This window comes from Rhodococcus sp. GQ147, from assembly GCF_059759155.1.
In genome coordinates, this window is the sequence record NZ_JCAXDU010000008.1 from 77,270 (window position 1) to 95,077 (window position 17,808).

The window sequence follows — 17,808 nt, forward strand, 5'->3', positions numbered from 1 at the left end:
CGATGACCACGACAACCGAGCATCCGTCGTTCATCGAGCGGTTCTTCACGAACGCGATGCTGCACACCACCAATCGGTGGATCGCGATAGTCGCCGCAACCCTGATCGGCTTCCACTCCACCTGGCTGCAGCTGCTCGACGAGATCCGCACCGGCACCACGGGTGGTTACGTCCTCATCGTGCCGCCTCTCGTCGCGATCGTTGCGATCGGCATCACGCGGCAGCGGAAGAACGAACTGCCGATCCACGACCGGCAGACCGACATCATCACGTCGGTGCTCCTGCTGCTGATCGCGCTCGCGATCAAGGGGCTGCTGATGCCGCGCTACGCGACGAACTATCAGGTGATGCACCTCGACGTGCTCGCCGCGTGGGTGTTCGTGTGCGGGGCGTGCGTCGCGATGTTCGGCCTGCGCGTGACCGCGGCGTACTGGCAGGCGTGGGCGATGCTCTTCCTGAGCTCGTCCGTGCTCTACCGGATCGTGCTCGTCGAGGCCGGGGGCACGAAGCTCGCGGCGGGACAGGTCACGCTCGTGCTCGCCGCCACGGCTGTCGGACTCGCGACGCGGCGCACCCGGGCCCGCGGATTCTTCTACGGCTCCGCAACATTCGTGACCGGTCTGGTGGTGCTCGTCCTGGTCGATCAGCGGTGGCCGGACGCACCCATCGCCGTGTCGCAGTACGTGCCGGCGGTGGTCGCGACGGTGGTCGTCGGGGCCGGTGCCTATCTGTGGACCTACCGCGGGCTCGCGCCACGCACGCTGCCACCGAATCCGGTGTCGGTTCCCCAGGCCGTGCGCGGAGCGATGTGCGTCGCGGTGGCCACCCTGCTCGCCGCACTCCTGCCGCTTCCCGACCAGCGCCTGACGCCGGTCTCGGTCGGGCCCCCTTACTCGGGCACCGCCACCCAGATCGTCCCATCCGGATGGGTGCAGTTGTCGTCCGTCGACTACGACTGGCCCCGCGCATACTTCCGTCAGGGATCGGTGCTGCGCCGGCAGATGCTCCGGGCGGAGGAACCGAACCCGGAGTGGGATCGGCTGCTGCGTCCCCGCACCGTCGCCGTGCAGACCCTGCAGGTGCGTCGTGTCGGTTCGTTCGCGGTGTACCCCACCGAATCGATGTACGCACTGGGCAAATCACGGGTGAGCCCGAAGGAATATGTCGATCTGGGTCGCGGCGTCACCGCCGAGTACTTCACCGTCGTCGACGACAACTTGCTCCTGACGTGGAGCCTGCTCAGCTTCGTGTGGACCCGCAGCGACACCGTCGCCCAGCGGGTGAGCCTGCTGACGGTGGACAACCACGAACTCGATGCGCCGTTCCCGCAGCCCGAGCCGAACACCGTCGCCAACGCACGCACTCTGATGCGAGTGTTGCTGCGCGGCAACGGCACCGTCGAGGACACCGATCCCGAGTACAAGGACCGTTCCATGCTCATCGAGGTGGGTCGCGAACTCGTGGAGGCGCAATGGCAGGGCGAGTGAACGTCGGCTCGGGACACGATGTTCCGCCCGAAGACACCGTCGAGTTCGACGCCTACCGGACCGCGGCCCTGCACGAAGCGGTGCACGGACTGCGCGAACGCAGCCCCGTCTCGTCGGCGTCGGTCGCGTTCGTGCCGTGGCAGAAATACCTCGGATTCGCACTCGCGGGGGCCTTCGTGCTCGCGCTCGTCGTGGCGACGAAACCGACCCTGATCGTCTTCACCGTGCTGTGCACCTTCGGGTACATCGCGACCCTCGCCGACCGGCTGCTGCTGTTCACCCGCGGCATGGCACGCGACGCGCAGTTCATCGTCGACGACGAGGAAGCTCTCGCCCTCACCGACGACCAGTTGCCGCCGTACACGGTGCTCGTCCCCGCTTACAACGAACCCGAGGTGGTGGGCGATCTGCTCGCCGCGATGGCCGCGCTCGATTATCCGGCCGACAAGCTCCAGGTGTTGTTGCTGCTCGAGGAGGACGACACCGTCACGATCGAGGCCGCGGAGAAGGCCGGGCTCGGCGAGAGCGTCGAGATCCTGCTCGTCCCGGCCGCCGACCCACGGACGAAACCGAAGGCGTGCAATTACGGACTGCACTTCACGACGGGCGAGATCGTGACGATCTTCGACGCCGAGGACCTCCCCGAGCCCTTGCAGTTGCGCCGGGTGGTCGTCGTCTTCGACCGTCTCGGCGACGACGTGGCATGTGTGCAGGCGAAGCTGGCTTTCCACAACGGAACCCAGAATCTGCTGACCGGCTGGTTCACCGCCGACTACGCGCTGTGGTTCAACTTCATCCTGCCCGGACTGATGAAGTCGCACTCGCCGATCCCGCTCGGCGGGACGTCGAACCATATCCGCCGATCGGTGTTCGACGAGATCGGTGCGTGGGATCCGTACAACGTCACCGAGGACGCCGACCTCGGCGTCCGGATCGCCGAATCCGGCTACTCCACTGCGGTTCTCGACTCGACCACGCTGGAGGAGGCGAACAGCGATCCGATCAACTGGGTGCGGCAGCGATCCCGGTGGTACAAGGGCTATCTGCAGACCTGGCTGGTCCACATGCGCCGGCCCGTCCGGTTGTGGCGGGTGATCGGCACCGCGGGGATGCTGCGTTTCACGACCCTGCTCGCGGGCACGCCGATCATCGCGTGCCTGAACATGGTGTTCTGGATGACAACGCTCGCGTGGCTGCTCGGCCAGGCGGAACTGATCGAGGAGATCTTCCCCTGGTACGCCTACTTCCCCGCGCTGATCTCGCTCGTGTTCGGCAACGTCGCCGTGATGTACATGAACTTCGTGGCGTGCCGCGAGACGGGCCACTCGAACCTGTGGTGGCCGTGCCTGACCGTGCCGTTCTACTGGGTCCTCATGTCGATCGCGGCGATCAAAGGCACCTATCAGCTCATCCGTAATCCTTCCTACTGGGAGAAGACCTTCCACGGGTTGTCGTCGTGAGGACCCGCAGCACGTGGGTGTTCTGGACCGCCTGCCTGATCTATCTGGTGGTAGGACTGTGGCTCGCGCTGGACGTGCAGTACTACCAGGGTGATTCGCTCAGCCGTGTCAGCGCTGCGCGGTCGGTGCTGCTCAGCCGCGACCCGCACCTCGCCGCCATCGGTTTCGTGTTCACACCCCTCACCGCGCTCGTCCAGGTGCCCCTCACAGGACTGTCGGCGTGGTTCCCGGGACTGTCGGCCTATGCGGTAACGGCCGTGCTCATGTCGGCGCCGTTCATGGCCGGCGCGGCGGTGCAGATCCACCGCATCGCGTGCGATCGCGGCTGCACGCCGTGGTTCGTGTGGACGGTGACGGCGGTGTTCGCCCTGAACCCGATGATCGTCTACTACGGCGCGAACGGGATGAGCGAGGCGCCGTTCCTGTTCGCCTTGTGCTGGGCCGCGCGTCGCCTGATCCGCTGGTGCAGCACCGACGACATCCACGACCTGGCGCTGGCCGGAATCGCCCTGGCACTGGCGTATCTCGCGCGGTACGACGCGCTGGCCGTCGGCGGGGCGGTGACGGTCTTCGTCGCACTGCTCGTCCGGTACCGATCGCGACGGTACGCTCCCGGCTCGGGATGGCAGCCGGCGATCATGGACGCGATCCTCGTCGCCGCTCCCCTCGCTCTGGCCTTCGTCGCGTTCGTCGTGACGAGCTGGCTCGTCACCGGTGAATGGCTCGCGCAGTTCACCTCGGCCTACGGCAACGCCGCCATCCTCGAGCAGAGCGGTGGCGGGTCGTCGGGCGGGCTCGGTGCGATCGCCTTCTCGCTCGCCGAGACCGTCGTGCTCGGGCCGGCGCTTCCGCTGCTGATCCCGGTCGTGGCGGTGCTCGCATGGCGACGACGCGATCTCGAACCGCTCGTGCCGTTCGTCGTCTTCGGCGCGGTCCTGGGCTTCGCGGCCCTGTCCTATGCACGCGGAATGACCTTCCCGTTCCTGCGCTTCTACATTTGCGCGATCCCGCTGCTCGCGGTGTGGGTCGTACAACTGGCTCCGCGACGTGGACTGCTCACGGCACGACGCCCCGGGCCGCATGCCGTTCCGAGGACGGAGGACCCCAGCGGCGCAGCACCCTTGGGTGCGGTGCTCCTGGTGTGCAGCCTGCCCGTCACGTTCGTCGCGATGGGCTCGCCCACCCTGTCGCAGGAACAGCACGCGCTGCGCACGGTCCTGTTCCCGGACGACAACGATCCGTCCGAGGTGCGTGAGAAGCAGCGACAGGTGATCGCGGCATTCTCCACGGAACGACGCATCGCCGAATACCTCGACGCGATGGACCTACCGCCGGGCTCGGTGCTGATGGACACGGTCTACGGGTTCGCGATCTTCTCGGCCACCGAACGCCCCGAGACGTTCGTCATCCCTTCGGACTCCGACTTCACGGCCGTGCTCAACCGCCCTTCCGCCTCCGGGGTCGAGTACATCCTGACCGTCCCCAACGAGGGCCGCGGAACATCGGACGCCGTCAACCGCCGCTACCCCACCATCTACGAGACCGGCAGCGACATCGCGGTACTCGAACTCGAAATCCCCAACGACGGTGCCGACCAACCAGATTGGCGACTCTTCCGGGTACTCGACCGGACGTCACCCTGAGCCGTGGTGACGCCGTAGGACGTAGTGGACCGGGTCGTCCGGGCCGATGTCGTAGGTGCACTCGTCCGGTCGCGGGTCGGGGACGAACGACCACATCAGTGCGCCGTCGGCCCCGAGATCGCGGTACCGCGTGAGCGTGCGGTCGACGATATCGGCACGTTCGCTCACCGCGCGGCACGAACCGGCCCGGACACCGAGTTCGGCGACGAGCATCGGCTTCGACAATCCGTCGAGCCGCCGTTCGAGGAACTGTGCGTCGTCGTAGTCGTGGTACTGCACCACGTCGAGCTGCTCGGCGTCGGTGACGGTCGCGAAATCGTCGCCGGCGGAACCGCACTGGTCGCCTCCGATGGTGCCGACGGTGACGAGCCGGTCGGGGTCGTGCTCGCGGACTATGCCGGCTGCTTCGTCGATCCAGTTGCGGAGCAGCCGAGCACCGCCGGGCAAGCACTCGCGTTGTTCGAGGGTGCACTCGTCGTCGGTGCAGGTCGCGGTCTCGGGTTCGCCGATCAGCTCCCACATCGCGACCGCCGGTGACGAACCCCACCGTTCGACGGCGGTCGCGACCCAGTCGTCGTAGGCGAGCACATGACCCGGCAGCGGGTCGCGCCAAGCGGCGTCGTACCAGTCCGCCTGCTTGTATCCACCCGCGTCACAATCACTGTCCTGCGGGGCAAGCACCGGGATCAGGTACACCCTGTGCCGCTCGGCGGCGTCGAAGACGGCATCGAGCGCCGTGAAGTCGAGCGTGCCGCCGATCCGGTGGACAGCGTGGGACTGGAAGGCGTCGAAACGCACGATCGAACGCGGCGCCAGCGTGCCGAAGAAGTCGTCGAGGTCCACCTCGGCACCGCATCCGTGGTTGACCTCCCAGCGGGTACCGAGCTGGTATGCGTTGAGTCCGGCGGGCCACCACGTCCGGCCGTCGAGGACGAGCCGGTCACCGTCGGCACGCACTACCGGGAGATCCTCGGGAGGCGAGGGGCGCGACGAGGTGTCCTGCGCGCAGGCCGCGAGCAGGAGCAGCAGTGTGGTGGCGACCGCAGCGACGCGCACATGCAGAGATTAACCCGGGCGAGAGGGTGCCCGACCCGCACGGACGAGATTCACCCCGGGGTTCGTCTGCGACGTGCGCAGGACGAACTAGCTGGGACGCGCGTCGGGATGCTTGTGCACGAAGTTCAGGTACGCCTTCGACGGCGTAGGCCCGCGCTGGCCCTGGTACTTGGACCCGACCTTCGCGCTGCCGTACGGGTGCTCGGCGGGGCTCGTCAGCCGGAACAGGCACAGCTGACCGATCTTCATGCCCGGCCACAGCGTGATCGGCAGGTTAGCGACATTGGACAGCTCGAGGGTGATGTGCCCGTCGAAACCCGGGTCGATGAACCCGGCCGTCGAGTGCGTGAGCAGACCGAGCCGGCCCAGCGACGACTTGCCTTCGAGGCGACCGGCGAGGTCGGCCGGCAGGGTGCACCGCTCCATCGTCGACCCGAGCACGAACTCGCCGGGGTGCAGCACGAACGGCTCACCCTCGGGAACCTGCACCAGCGACGTCAGTTCGTCCTGCTGCTTCGCCGGGTCGATGTGCGTGTAACGCGTGTTGTTGAAGACGCGGAACAGGCTGTCGAGTTTGACGTCGACACTCGAGGGCTGCACCAGCTCCGGATCGAACGGGTCGATGCCCAGATGCCCGGAGGCGATCTGGGCGCGGATGTCGCGATCGGAGAGCAGCACGCGTAGAGGTTAACAATCGCGCGGCCGCGGGGTTCTACGTGGCCGAGTCGCGTCGCAATTGGGCCGACATCGTGATCAGCAGTTCGGTGCACTCCTCGACGACGTCGTCGTGGCTCAGCGGCACGGTGCCGTCGAGCCAGGCCGTCAGCGCCTGGGCGAGTCCGCCGACGACGTAGTGCGCCGCCAGGTCGAGCCGGGGGCTCGGGGTGATGGCGTAGATGTTCTCGGCCTGGGCGGTGACCAGCCCGGCGAACATGCGGGTCGAGTCGAGGCGCCGCTTCGCGAGCTGCGTGTTGGCCTGGCTGACGGAGAACAGCATGCGGCCGAGCCGCGGGTCCTCGTCGATCTCGCGGACGATGTTCTCGACGCAGGCCCGCACGATCGCGCGGTCGTCGTCGGCCGGTGCCGAGGCCACGGCGGCGAGCGTGCTCTCGGCGATGCGCTGGACGACGTGGTCGTAGACGGCACCGGTGAGCTCGTCGCGGTCGGCGAAGCTCTCGTAGAAGTAGCGCGAGGCCAGACTTGCGCGCTTGCAGACACCGCGCACCGACAGGGTGGCTTCGCCGTCGGCAGCTCCGAGGAGATCGAGACCGGCCTCGATCAGCTGCGCTCGCCGATCGGCCTGTCGTTCCTCGCCTGCGCGTCCACCGTAGAGCCGTCCAGTCGCCATGCCTCTATCTTCGCAGCGTCCGCTTCCGTGCCGCGCAACCTCCGGTCTTTACCGTCGGCGCGCATCTGGGTGACAGTCGTGGTCACTTCTGACGATGCGGGACATTCGATGACGACGCCCGTCGACAAGGCACACGCGCAGGTGCGCGCCACCGAGTCGAGCCCGGCCGAATACAACGCGATGGACCCGGAAAGCAGTACTTGGAGGACAACCTCCACAAGATGAAGATCGACGACACGATTTTCGAGCAGATGCTGCTGCCGTGGACGCCGCGCGACCAGCGTCGCTTCGACCGCGTCATGCGGGCTCTCGGTGTGGTCCAGGGGTCCCGCGATCGACCCGGAGAGTCTGCTACAGTTTGCTCCGAAAGCTCGGGCCGGAGTCGACGAGAATCGGCAAAAGCCCAGCGTGCCGATGTAGTTCAATGGTAGAACATCAGCTTCCCAAGCTGAATACGCGGGTTCGATTCCCGTCATCGGCTCTCACACGAAGCCCCGACCACATGGTCGGGGCTTCGTCGTATGCGGGGCGTTCGTCGTATCGGGGCCGACGTTGTTGTCGATTTTCCCGCGTTCTTCGACAACAACACCTACCTCGACAGCCCTACCCGCAGCCTTCGAGGTACGCGCGGCTCCCCGAAGTTCACTGGAGGTACGACGCGTAATCGGCGTAGGGCACCTGACCCGTGGGGCTCGCCTCGATGGCCTCGGCAACCTCGGGCGGGATGGGAGCCCAGTAGGCCGGCATCGCGGCCGCGAGGGAAGGGCTCACGGCGTAGATGAGAGCGAAGTTCACGATCCACAGCGGTGGCGCCATCGACATGCCGACGGTCGAGACGACGTCGCCCTTCGTATTGGTGACCAGCTGTGCGGCGCCGGATATCTGTTGCGCCGCGAAACCGAAGGTCGCTTCGATCGGGTACGCCGACCGGTACAGCGCCACCAGCGTGTCCGTCGCGTCGTTGTTCCGCAGCCAGGTGTCGACGTACCCGCCGGGCGCGATGAGCGTGTTCACCTGCCTCGTCGGCGCCGACGCGTTGGCCGGGCTCTGCAGCATCCCGTCGGGCGTCACGTAGAGGCCGTAACTGCCCAGCACCGTCGGGGTGGAGACACCGTTCACGTCGGAGTACAGGGGGTGGCCGGTCGTATTGATGAGGATGTCGATGGAACCCTGGATGATCTCGGCGGCCTCCTTGCTGCCGCCCACTCCCCCGCCGGTGGTGAAATCACGGGCCTGCTGCTCGGACAACGCATCTTCCGGCTTCAGCCCGATCTGCCGGGCGATGTCCTCGGCCCATTCCCGACCGAGCGGAGCGTGCAACCGGGACGGGTCGGTGACCTGCGTCGGCGCCAGATGCTCGTAGGCCGGTGCTCCGGAGAAGGGAAGCGAGAATCCCGTGGACTCGTCCGCCGACGCCGCGGGATTCACCCACAGGGCGACCAGTCCCATGAGCGCCACCGCCGTGGCGGCTCTGCGATACAGGCGTCCTTCGCGTCTGCGCCGCCGTTCGGACTTCCGTGTGCTGCGCATAGGTCGACCTCCTGGGACACCGTCGCGATGGGGACACACGTACGCATTTCAGTGAAGCGCCGGGGTAAAGAGCGCGTCAATGCCTGTGCTGGGTGAATTGGGGGAGGATATGGGCGATTTCCGCAGAATCTTCGACAACAACCTCCCCGAGGAAGCAACGTGGCCGCCACCCGGAAGGGGTGACGGCCACAGGGCTGCAGTGACGCCTAGACGGTCGCGGCGACCGCTTCCTCGGCCTGGGCCGGGGCGCTCGTGCGGATGAGGTGGTCGAACGCGCCGAGCGCGGCCGTCGCACCCGCACCTGCGGAGACGATGATCTGCTTGTACGGGACGGTCGTGCAGTCGCCGGCGGCGAACACGCCGGGCACCGAGGTGCGGCCGTGGTCGTCGACGACGATCTCGCCGCGCGGGCTGAGTTCGACCGTGCCGGTGAGCCATTCGGTGTTCGGCAGCAGACCGATCTGGACGAACACGCCGTCGAGCTCGAGGGTGCGCGACTCGTCGGTGGTGCGGTCGGTGTAGGTCAGGCCGGTGACCTTCGAACCGTCGCCGAGGACCTCGGTGGTGAGGGCGCTGACGATGATGTCGACGTTGGGCAGGCTGCGGAGCTTGCGCTGCAGCACCTCGTCGGCGCGCAGGACCGAGTCGAACTCGATGAGGGTCACGTGGGCGACGACGCCGGCGAGGTCGATCGCGGCCTCCACACCGGAGTTACCGCCACCGATGACCGCGACGCGCTTGCCCTTGAACAGCGGGCCGTCGCAGTGCGGGCAGTAGGTGACGCCCTTGTTGCGGTACTCCTGCTCGCCCGGCACGTTCATCGCGCGCCAGCGGGCACCGGTCGCGAGAACGACGCTGCGCGAAAGCAACCGGGCGCCGCTCTCGAGCTCGACCTCGACGAGGCCGCCCTCGGTGGGGGCCGGGGTGAGCTTCGAGGCCTTCTGGACGTTCATGATGTCGACGTCGTACTGGCGGACGTGGTTCTCGAGCTCGGCAGCGAACTTCGGGCCCTCCGTGTAGGGGACGGAGGAGAAGTTCTCGATGGCCATGGTGTCGAGCACCTGGCCACCGAAGCGCTCGGCGAGAACGCCGGTGCGGATTCCCTTGCGGGAGGCGTAGATCGCGGCAGTCGCGCCGGCGGGGCCGCCACCGACGACGAGGACGTCGAAGGGATCCTTCTCGCTGATCGCGGCGGCGGTGCGCTCGGCGGAACCGCTGTCGAGCTTGCCGACGATCTGCTCGAGGTTCATGCGTCCGGAGCCGAACAGCTCACCGTTGAGGAAGACGGTCGGCACTGCCATCACCTGGCGTGCGTCGACTTCGTCCTGGAAGAGCGAGCCTTCGATCGCGGTGTGCTTGATGCGCGAGTTGGTCACACACATCACGTTCAGGGCCTGCACCACGTCGGGGCAGTTCTGGCACGACAGTGAGAAGTAGGTCTCGAAGTGGAAGTCGCCCTCGAGGTCGCGCACCTGCTCGAGCAGCTCCACGGCCTCCTTCGAGGGGTGGCCGCCGACCTGCAGCAGGGCGAGCACGAGGGAGGTGAACTCGTGGCCGAGCGGGATGCCCGCGAACTCGACCGCGATGTCGGTGCCGACCCGGCGGATCAGGAAGGAGGGGCGACGGGTGGCTTCACCGTCGCGCACATGGGTGACCAGATCGGACATGCCGGCGATCTGATCGAGGAGATCGGCGAGTTCCTTCGACTTCGGCCGGTCGTCGAGGGACGACACGAGCTCGATCGGCTGGGTGACCTTTTCGAGAAGGGACTTCAACTGGGCGGCGAGGGAGGCGTCGAGCATGAGGATTCACTCCAGAGGTGGAAGAACTGTGACCGGAAGAGATGGGAGTCGGCGAACTTCTCAGCTCGAGCCGAGCGGACCCGGACGGTGCCCGGTGGCACGGGACGTTCGATCCCGTGCCACCGGAACGAGTTTCCGTCGACGAATCAGATCTTGCCGACGAGCTCCAGCGACGGAGCGAGGGTGTCGTCGCCCTCTTCCCACTTGGCCGGGCAGACCTCGCCCGGGTGGCTGCGGACGTACTGAGCGGCCTTGACCTTGCGAACGAGCTCGGCGGCGTTGCGGCCGATGCCTTCAGCGGTGACCTCGGTGAACTGGACGACGCCGTCCGGGTCGACCAGGAAGGTGCCGCGATCGGCAAGGCCCTGGTCCTCACGGAGGACCTCGAAGTCGGTGCTGATCTGCAGGGTCGGGTCACCGATCATGGCGTACTTGATCTTGCCGATGGTCTCGGACGAGCCGTGCCATGCCTTGTGCGTGAAGTGCGTGTCGGTCGAGACGGAGAAGACCTCGACGCCGAGCTTCTGCAGCTCCTCGTAGTGGTCCGCGAGGTCGCCGAGCTCCGTCGGGCAGACGAACGTGAAGTCTGCGGGGTAGAAGAAGAAGATCGCCCACTTGCCCTTGATGTCCTCGTCGGACACGGTCACGAAGGCGCCGTCCTTGAAAGCCTCGGCCTTGAAGGGCTTGATCTTCTTGTTGATCAGCGACATGTAGAAACCTCACTCGTCTCGATGGGGTTGACGGCTTCGACGTTATCCGCGAACTATTAATTGTGCCAATCGATAGTTTCTAGAAATTCAATAAGCAAGGGCTATAACACGGCATTCGGCCAGGTCGTTGCTTTTCCTTCCTCACGAATGTGACAGAACACACAGCCTTTGCGACAGAGCACTCCGGCCCGTCCGGAAGGGAAAGATGGAACCGATACACTCACGACCGAGCTACCGCCGCACCGGATCCGGTGAACCCCTACCCCTCCTGCACGGGATCGGCGCCACGATGGACGACTTCTCCACCCTCGTCCCGCACCTCGCCGAGCACTTCGACGTGCTGAACGCCGAACTACCCGGCTACGGTTCGTCGCCGAAGCAGAACGGTCGACCCACCGTCGGCGCCCTACTGTCGGTAGGACTCGACCTCGTCGACCGGCCGCGCCTGGGCGTCGTCCGGGTCGTCGCCGAACTCGGCCTTCGCGCGACGCTGCCGCAGCAGGTCCCAGTACTGGTCGAGCCTCTTCTCGACAGCGGCCAGCCGCTGCAGGTCCTCGTCGCTCGGACCGTCCGCGCCGGTTCGTGAGCGCAGTGTCTTCTCTTCGTCCACCAGCTTCTCGATGTGCTGGAAGAGTTCGTTCTCGTCCATGGGAAACTCCCTCGATGTGGTGTTCCGTCGGCATAGCCTCATCCGGCAGGAGTGAAACCGCCGCCGGTTTCGCACCGGGCCGGCCGGGTATCTCCTCGACATGAGCATCGAAGACGGTCCCGGCGACACCCTCAGCCCCAGCGAAGGCCTCGACGCCGACGAAGTGCGGAACGACGACGGCGACGAGGTCGTCGACCCGCCCGAGGACTGGAGCGGCGCCGACAAGTTCGGAACGACCCAGCGTGAAGAGCAAGAAGGCGAGTCGCTGGACCAGCGCCTCGCCGAGGAGGAACCCGACGTCGAACCCGCCGAGCCGCTGGACAAGCCTATCGCGGCGACACCGGCGGACGAGCTCACCGAGGACGTCGACGAGGTGATCGACGACGCCACCACCGGCGCCCCCGAGGACTCGAAACTCGCCGACGAGGTCGACGGGGTGATCGTGCAGGATTCGCGCGTCGACCGCGGTCAGATCAGCGGCGCCCCCGAGGACGGGGAGTCGATCTTCCCGATCGTCGAGTAGGAGTTCGGCGAACAGACGAAGGGGAGGTTGTGTGCGTGTCCGGTAGACGGACACGCACACAACCTCCCCTTACCCCGTGCTAGCGCTTCGCGCTAGAGCACCTTCGAGCCGTACATCTCGCCGAGCGGGTCGGCGATGAGTTCGAGGCGGGCTCCGTCTGGGTCGCGGAAGTACAACGAGACGTCGCTGTGTTCGACGAGCTCGACACCTGCGTCGATCAGCTTGTCGCGCAAGCGCTCCCAGGCGGGAAGGGCGACGCTGATCGCGATGTGGTGCAGACCGCCGAAGACCTCCTGATAGGGGCCGACGTCGAGACCGGGGAAGTCGAAGAAGGCCAGCAGATTGCCGTTGCCGATGTCGAAGAAGAAGTGCGAAGAGCCGGGATAGTCGCGGTTCTCGATCAGCTCCGTCAGCGGGAACTCGAGGAGATCCTGGTAGAAGCGCACGGTCCGTTCGACGTCGCTGCTGATCAGCGCAGTGTGGTGCAGCCCCCGCGCCGACGACTGCGGGCGCGCGTCGGCAGGCTTCAGGTGTGCGTCGCGGATGAGTGCACGCCGACGCTCGAATTCTTCGTAGCGCTGCTGCTCGTCGGCGATCATCGATCCACCTTCTTTCCGATGTGGTTGCTTTCTCAACCAGGATGATCCCAACTAGTTGCGTTGTCAACTAGTTGGGTCGAGGCGGTAGCTCTTCGTGACCCGGGGAGTCACGGACCGGGTACGACGATCTCGTCGCCGTCACGTCTTCTTCACGAACATCCGATTCGCCCGTTCCCCGGATGTCGAGTGCGGACGATGAATATGTCGGGGACTCACCGCGGTTCCGAGGAGATCCCATGAACCATCGCAGGACCCTGCGTGCGACGGTCTCGTTGCTCGCACCGCTCGCACTGCTCGCCGGTTTCGCACCTGCCGCGAGCGCAGCGGCGGATACGGACACCCGAGGATTGTGGACGGTCAGCACCCGCGGAGACACCGTGCTGGTGAAGCTGATGTACACGTCCCCACCGGACGAGGACCACCCCTTCATCTGCGTCGCGGCGCTCGGCACCGGCGAGTCCGGAATCGCGGAGATCTTCGGAGCGAACTACCAGACCCTCGAGTTCACCGGGATCGCCGCAGGACTCAACATCGCGACCGCCAGTTGCGAAGACAACGACGGGGAGCTGCGGCCGGTGGGCGCGATCGAGTTCGAGTTGCCCGGCCCACCGACCCTCCACTACGTCGCGACCGAGTCGTTCTGGTTCGACGACGCAGACGACTGAGCGTCACATCTTCGCGTCGCGGGCCATGACGAAGCTGTAGAGGCCGTAGACCGCGATGCCGAGGCCCATGAGAACGAGCAGCACCGTACCGAAAGGCTGCGAGCCCAACGTCTTCAGAGCACCGTCGAGGCCCGCTGCCTTCTGCGGGTCGGCCTGGAAGACCGCGACGATCACCAGAACACCGACGAGACCGAGCGCGAGACCCTTCGCGACGTAACCGACAAGCCCGAGACGTTTCACGAACGTGCTCGGGTGGCTCTTCAGATCGTCGACGAAGTTCTTCGACGCGCCCTTGTAGACGTGGTAGGCGCCCACACCGAGGATGACGAGTCCCGCGACGACGAGGACGAACTTGCCGGCACCGGACTGCAGCAGCTTCGCCGTCAGACCCGCGTTCTGTTCACCACTGGACTTGCCGCTGCCGCGGGCGAACCCGAACGCGGTGTACGCGAAGGCGAGATAGACGACACCGACGCAGGCGGCCTTGAACCGGTCGAACGCTTTGTCCTTCATGTCGGCGTCGGGTTGTTCCGGTTCGGACGCCTTGCCGAAGGTAGCCTCGGCGAACCGCCACAGGCCCATCATCACGAAGACGACGACGGCGATCCACAACGCGATCTTCCCGCCGGGCTGCTCGTCCAGTTCCGCCATCGCACCGGACTGCGACGCCTCCTGCTCGCCGCGACCGAACGCGACCCTGATCGCGAGGTAGCCGATGAGCAGGTGCACGATGCCACTGCCGACGTAGCCGGCACGTGCGAACTTCTCGAATACACCGTTCTGCGCCATGCGCTCGGCGGATGACGCCGCGCCACGTGACGCGGGGGCCTGACGGTTCACTCTCGTCTCCTCATCGGTCGGGACTGTCCCCTTCGCGCTGTATTCCCGGCACCGCGGACCGCAAACGCGAACCGGCTCCGGTGGGTAGATTGGCGTCAGGTTCGAAACGCCGTCGATCGGAGGCGCATCGTGCGGATCGTCGAGGATGCTGTCGCTCTGGCCCGCCGGTGGGTGGAGGAATCGTCGAAGGTCGCACCCGACCGTGCGGCCCGCCACCTCGCCGACGTTCTGAAGGATCCCCACGGACTCGAGTTCACCGTGCGCTTCGTCGACGAGGTCATCCGCCCCGAGGATCCGGCGACCGCAGCGCATGCCCTTGCCGAATTGTCGCGGAACATACCGGATTTCCTTCCCGTCCACCTCCGCGCGGCCGTGCGGGCGGGCGGCGCGATCGGTCCCCGCTTCCCGCACCTCGTCGTCCCCGCCGCGCGTCGCGCGCTCCGGACGATGGTCGGGCACCTCGTCGTCGACACCGACGATGCCGCGCTGGGCCGGGCCATCGCACGACTGCAACGCCCCGGCATCCGGCTCAACCTCAACCTGCTGGGCGAAGCCGTCCTCGGCGAGGCCGAGGCGCGTCGCCGTTTCGAGGGCACCCATGCGTTGCTGGCACGTGACGACGTCGACTACGTCTCGCTCAAGGTCTCGGCGGCCGTCGCGCCGCACTCGCCATGGGCGTTCGACGAGACCGTCGCGGACATCGTCGAGCGGCTCACCCCGCTGTACCGTCTCGCCGCGACCTCGCCGACGCCGAAGTTCGTCAATCTCGACATGGAGGAGTACCACGACCTGGACGTGACGGTCGCGGCGTTCACGACGCTGCTCGACCGTCCCGAGTTCCTCCATCTCGAGGCCGGAATCGTGCTACAGGCGTATCTGCCCGACGCCCTGACCGCCATGATCGAACTGCAGCGGTGGGCGGCGGCGCGACGCGCAGGCGGCGGCGCCGCGATCAAGATCCGGGTGGTCAAGGGCGCCAACCTGCCGATGGAACGGGTCGACGCGTCGCTGCACGGATGGCCGCTCGCGACGTGGAGCACCAAGCAGGAGACCGATACGAACTACAAGCGGCTGCTGCACTACGCGTTCACGCCCGAGCGGATCGAGAACGTGCGGATCGGGGTGGCCGGGCACAATCTCTTCGACATCGCCTACGCGTGGGAGCTCGCCGGTCGCCGGCAGGTGCGCAACGGGATCGACTTCGAGATGCTCCTCGGCATGGCGCAGAGCCAGGCCGAGGTGATCCGTCGACACGTCGGCAGCCTGTTGCTCTACACACCCGTCGTCCGCCCCGACGAGTTCGACGTCGCGATCTCGTATCTGGTGCGTCGGCTCGACGAGGGTTCGGGGCAGGAGAATTTCATGTCGGCGGTGTTCGATCTGGCCGACGATCCCGCCCTGTTCGGACGCGAGGAGCAGCGGTTCCGTGCGTCGGTGGCGGCGCTCGACGACAGCGTCCCCTCCCCCAACCGCACGCAGAACCGGCAGGGTCCTCCCACCCCTGCGCCGCCGGTGTTCACGAACACACCGGACACCGATCCGTCCCTGCCGCAGAACCGGGAGTGGGGGCGCCGCATCCTCGAGCGGGTGCCGTCGTCGAAACTCGGTATCGACACCGTGCGCGCCCACACCCTCTCCTCCGAGGACGACCTCGAGCGCGTGCTGGTCGACGCGAACGCGGCCGGTCGTGTCTGGGGTGCCCGCAGCGGTGCCGAACGCGCACGGATCCTCGAACAGGTGGCCGATGTGCTCGAGGCGCGGCGCGCCGATCTGCTCGAGGTGATGGCGGCCGAGGGCGGTAAGACGCTCGACCAGTCCGATCCGGAGGTCTCGGAAGCGATCGACTTCGCGCGGTACTACGCCGAGCTGGCCCGCGCGCTCGACGAGATCGACGGTGCGCGGTTCGTGCCGTCGACCCTCACCGTCGTGACGCCGCCGTGGAACTTCCCGGTCGCGATCCCGGCGGGGTCGACGCTCGGGGCGTTGGCGTCCGGTTCGGCGGTGGTCCTCAAGCCCGCGACGCTCACGGCTCGGTGCGGGTCGGTGCTCGCCGAGGCGATGTGGGATGCCGGCGTGCCCCGCGACGTCCTGCACCTCGTCCACGCCGACGAACGGTCGCTGGGCACGAAGCTCGTCTCCGACCCGCGCGTCGACCGGGTGGTGCTCACCGGTGCCTACGAGACCGCCGAACTCTTCCGTTCGCTGCGTCCGGGGATGCGACTGCTCGCCGAGACGAGCGGCAAGAACGCGATCGTCGTGACGCCGAGCGCCGATCCGGATCTGGCGGTGCGCGACATCGCGCAGTCGGCGTTCGGGCATGCCGGGCAGAAGTGCTCGGCGTCGTCGCTCGTGATCCTCGTCGGCTCCGTGGCGACCTCCCGCCGGTTCCGCGACCAGCTCGTCGACGCGGTGCGGTCACTGCCGGTCGGGCCTGCGCACGATCCGCGAACACGTATGGGGCCGTTGATCGGACCGGCGCAGGGCAAACTGCTCACCGCGCTCACCGAACTCGACGACGGCGAGTCGTGGCTCGTCGAACCGCGCCGGCTCGACGAGGAGGGCCGGCTGTGGACGCCAGGTGTGCGCACCGGGGTGCGAGGCGGGTCGCGCACGCATCTCGTCGAGTTCTTCGGTCCGGTGCTGGGGGTGATGACCGCGGCCGATCTGGACGAGGCGATCGCGATCCAGAACGAGGTGGACTACGGGCTCACGGCGGGTCTGCACTCGCTGGATTCGGACGAGATCGCCCGCTGGCTCGATCGGGTGCAGGCCGGGAATGTGTACGTCAATCGCGGTATCACCGGTGCCATCGTGCGACGGCAACCCTTCGGGGGTTGGAAGAAGTCGTCGGTGGGAGCGGGCTTCAAGGCGGGCGGGCCGAACTATCTCTTCGGCTTCGGTTCCTGGGAACCGTGCGCCTGGGACGAGGACACGCTGCGCCGGGCGTTCGAGGACGACGAGCGAGCATGGACGTCGGAATTCGCTGTGGCACAAGATGTCACAGGACTCTCGGCAGAGCGGAACCTGTTCCGGTACCGGCCCGTTCGCACACACGTACGCCTCGGTGAGGCCGGGCGGCCCGACGAACTCGTGCGCGTGCTCGGTGCCGCGGCCCGGGCGGGCGCGCCGGTGGAAATCTCTTCGGCTTTCGCCGTCGATCTCGTAAGATGCTCGAATACAGCACGTTTCGGCGGTCGCGTGCGCGTGGAGAGTGATGTGGAATGGGAGGAACGGATCGTCGACACGACCCCGGCGCGTGTCCGCCTGATCGGCGCAGCGCCGCCCGCCGAATGGAACACCCGATGCGACATCGCGGTGTTCGACCATCCGGTGACCGGATCCGGACGAATCGAAATGCTGCCGTTCCTGGCCGAACAGTCCGTCACGATCACCGCTCATCGATTCGGCACACCGCACCGGCTCACCGACGAGATCATCTGAAAACAAACCCCGAAGCGGTTCTGCCGAAGCCCTGTGAACCCCGACACTGTGAGGT

General features: G+C 66.8%; 16 protein-coding genes, 1 tRNA gene and 1 pseudogene. 9 read left to right on the forward strand and 9 right to left on the reverse strand.

The window, feature by feature from the left end; translation table 11 throughout:
• Window positions 1-2: 2 nt before the first annotated feature.
• Genes AC6CID_RS11485 through AC6CID_RS11495 form a run of 3 tightly spaced genes read left to right on the forward strand, consistent with a single transcriptional unit; the run spans window position 3 to window position 4,590 of the window.
• On the forward strand, window positions 3-1,487 hold the full coding sequence (locus AC6CID_RS11485) for a hypothetical protein (RefSeq protein ID WP_498353983.1): 1,485 nt from the start codon (window positions 3-5) through the stop codon (window positions 1,485-1,487).
• Window positions 1,472-2,947, forward strand: coding sequence for a glycosyltransferase (locus AC6CID_RS11490; protein WP_033096294.1), 1,476 nt, complete (start codon window positions 1,472-1,474; stop codon window positions 2,945-2,947). Before AC6CID_RS11485 ends, AC6CID_RS11490 begins: the two co-directional genes overlap by 16 nt.
• Complete coding sequence (locus AC6CID_RS11495; RefSeq protein WP_217579471.1) at window positions 2,944-4,590, forward strand: glycosyltransferase family protein; 1,647 nt, start codon at window positions 2,944-2,946, stop codon at window positions 4,588-4,590. The genes AC6CID_RS11490 and AC6CID_RS11495 overlap by 4 nt, the downstream gene beginning before the upstream one ends.
• On the opposite strand, the gene AC6CID_RS11500 is transcribed toward AC6CID_RS11495, so the two are convergent.
• From AC6CID_RS11500 to AC6CID_RS11510, 3 genes are all read right to left on the reverse strand, one after another.
• Entirely contained in the window at window positions 4,582-5,646 is a 1,065-nt protein-coding gene (locus tag AC6CID_RS11500) for a beta-mannosidase (RefSeq protein ID WP_498353984.1), read from the reverse strand. The two genes, AC6CID_RS11495 and AC6CID_RS11500, sit on opposite strands and share 9 nt — an antisense overlap.
• An 87-nt stretch (window positions 5,647-5,733) precedes the next feature.
• The gene (gene dcd, locus AC6CID_RS11505) at window positions 5,734-6,324 is read right to left on the reverse strand and encodes a dCTP deaminase (RefSeq protein WP_016696219.1); all 591 of its coding nucleotides are present in this window, start codon (window positions 6,322-6,324) and stop codon (window positions 5,734-5,736) included.
• A 34-nt stretch (window positions 6,325-6,358) separates the two neighbouring features.
• On the reverse strand, window positions 6,359-6,994 hold the full coding sequence (locus tag AC6CID_RS11510) for a TetR/AcrR family transcriptional regulator (protein WP_006552639.1): 636 nt from the start codon (window positions 6,992-6,994) through the stop codon (window positions 6,359-6,361).
• Window positions 6,995-7,072: 78 nt separating this feature from the next.
• Here AC6CID_RS11510 and AC6CID_RS11515 point away from each other — a divergent pair, with 78 nt between their 5' ends.
• Window positions 7,073-7,219, forward strand: a complete 147-nt coding sequence (locus tag AC6CID_RS11515; protein WP_465863238.1) for an oxygenase MpaB family protein — start codon at window positions 7,073-7,075, stop codon at window positions 7,217-7,219.
• Window positions 7,220-7,404: 185 nt separating this feature from the next.
• Window positions 7,405-7,475, forward strand: a tRNA-Gly gene (locus AC6CID_RS11520).
• A gap of 161 nt (window positions 7,476-7,636) precedes the next feature.
• On the opposite strand, the gene AC6CID_RS11525 is transcribed toward AC6CID_RS11520, so the two are convergent.
• The 3 genes from AC6CID_RS11525 to ahpC all read right to left on the reverse strand — a co-directional run bounded on the left by AC6CID_RS11525 (window position 7,637) and on the right by ahpC (window position 11,036).
• Entirely contained in the window at window positions 7,637-8,524 is an 888-nt protein-coding gene (locus tag AC6CID_RS11525; RefSeq protein WP_064060410.1) for a hypothetical protein, read from the reverse strand.
• Between the two features lie 206 nt (window positions 8,525-8,730).
• On the reverse strand, window positions 8,731-10,326 hold the full coding sequence (ahpF, locus tag AC6CID_RS11530) for an alkyl hydroperoxide reductase subunit F (protein ID WP_033096297.1): 1,596 nt from the start codon (window positions 10,324-10,326) through the stop codon (window positions 8,731-8,733).
• 146 nt (window positions 10,327-10,472) lie between these two features.
• A complete protein-coding gene (gene ahpC, locus AC6CID_RS11535; protein WP_006552642.1) occupies window positions 10,473-11,036 on the reverse strand; it encodes an alkyl hydroperoxide reductase subunit C in 564 nt (187 codons plus the stop codon).
• 205 nt (window positions 11,037-11,241) lie between these two features.
• Here ahpC and AC6CID_RS11540 point away from each other — a divergent pair.
• Window positions 11,242-11,415 (forward strand): annotated as a pseudogene (locus AC6CID_RS11540) (alpha/beta fold hydrolase); the annotation flags it as partial.
• A 27-nt stretch (window positions 11,416-11,442) separates the two neighbouring features.
• Here AC6CID_RS11540 and AC6CID_RS11545 read toward each other — a convergent pair.
• Window positions 11,443-11,685, reverse strand: a complete 243-nt coding sequence (locus AC6CID_RS11545) for a DUF2630 family protein (protein ID WP_217579469.1) — start codon at window positions 11,683-11,685, stop codon at window positions 11,443-11,445.
• Window positions 11,686-11,785: 100 nt separating this feature from the next.
• Between AC6CID_RS11545 and AC6CID_RS11550 the strand changes: the two genes are divergently transcribed.
• Window positions 11,786-12,208 (forward strand): hypothetical protein, encoded by a 423-nt coding sequence (locus tag AC6CID_RS11550; RefSeq protein WP_039584992.1) that lies wholly within the window; start codon window positions 11,786-11,788, stop codon window positions 12,206-12,208.
• A gap of 92 nt (window positions 12,209-12,300) precedes the next feature.
• On the opposite strand, the gene AC6CID_RS11555 is transcribed toward AC6CID_RS11550, so the two are convergent.
• On the reverse strand, window positions 12,301-12,807 hold the full coding sequence (locus tag AC6CID_RS11555; RefSeq protein ID WP_006552646.1) for a VOC family protein: 507 nt from the start codon (window positions 12,805-12,807) through the stop codon (window positions 12,301-12,303).
• Window positions 12,808-13,043: 236 nt separating this feature from the next.
• Here AC6CID_RS11555 and AC6CID_RS11560 point away from each other — a divergent pair, with 236 nt between their 5' ends.
• Window positions 13,044-13,472, forward strand: a complete 429-nt coding sequence (locus tag AC6CID_RS11560; RefSeq protein ID WP_006552647.1) for a hypothetical protein — start codon at window positions 13,044-13,046, stop codon at window positions 13,470-13,472.
• 3 nt (window positions 13,473-13,475) lie between these two features.
• Here the strand turns inward: AC6CID_RS11560 and AC6CID_RS11565 are convergent, their stop codons facing one another.
• Window positions 13,476-14,261 (reverse strand): DUF1206 domain-containing protein, encoded by a 786-nt coding sequence (locus AC6CID_RS11565; RefSeq protein WP_498354001.1) that lies wholly within the window; start codon window positions 14,259-14,261, stop codon window positions 13,476-13,478.
• Window positions 14,262-14,441: 180 nt separating this feature from the next.
• On the opposite strand from AC6CID_RS11565, the gene AC6CID_RS11570 reads away from it, so the two are divergent.
• Entirely contained in the window at window positions 14,442-17,753 is a 3,312-nt protein-coding gene (locus AC6CID_RS11570; RefSeq protein ID WP_039584993.1) for a bifunctional proline dehydrogenase/L-glutamate gamma-semialdehyde dehydrogenase, read from the forward strand.
• Window positions 17,754-17,808: the final 55 nt, after the last annotated feature.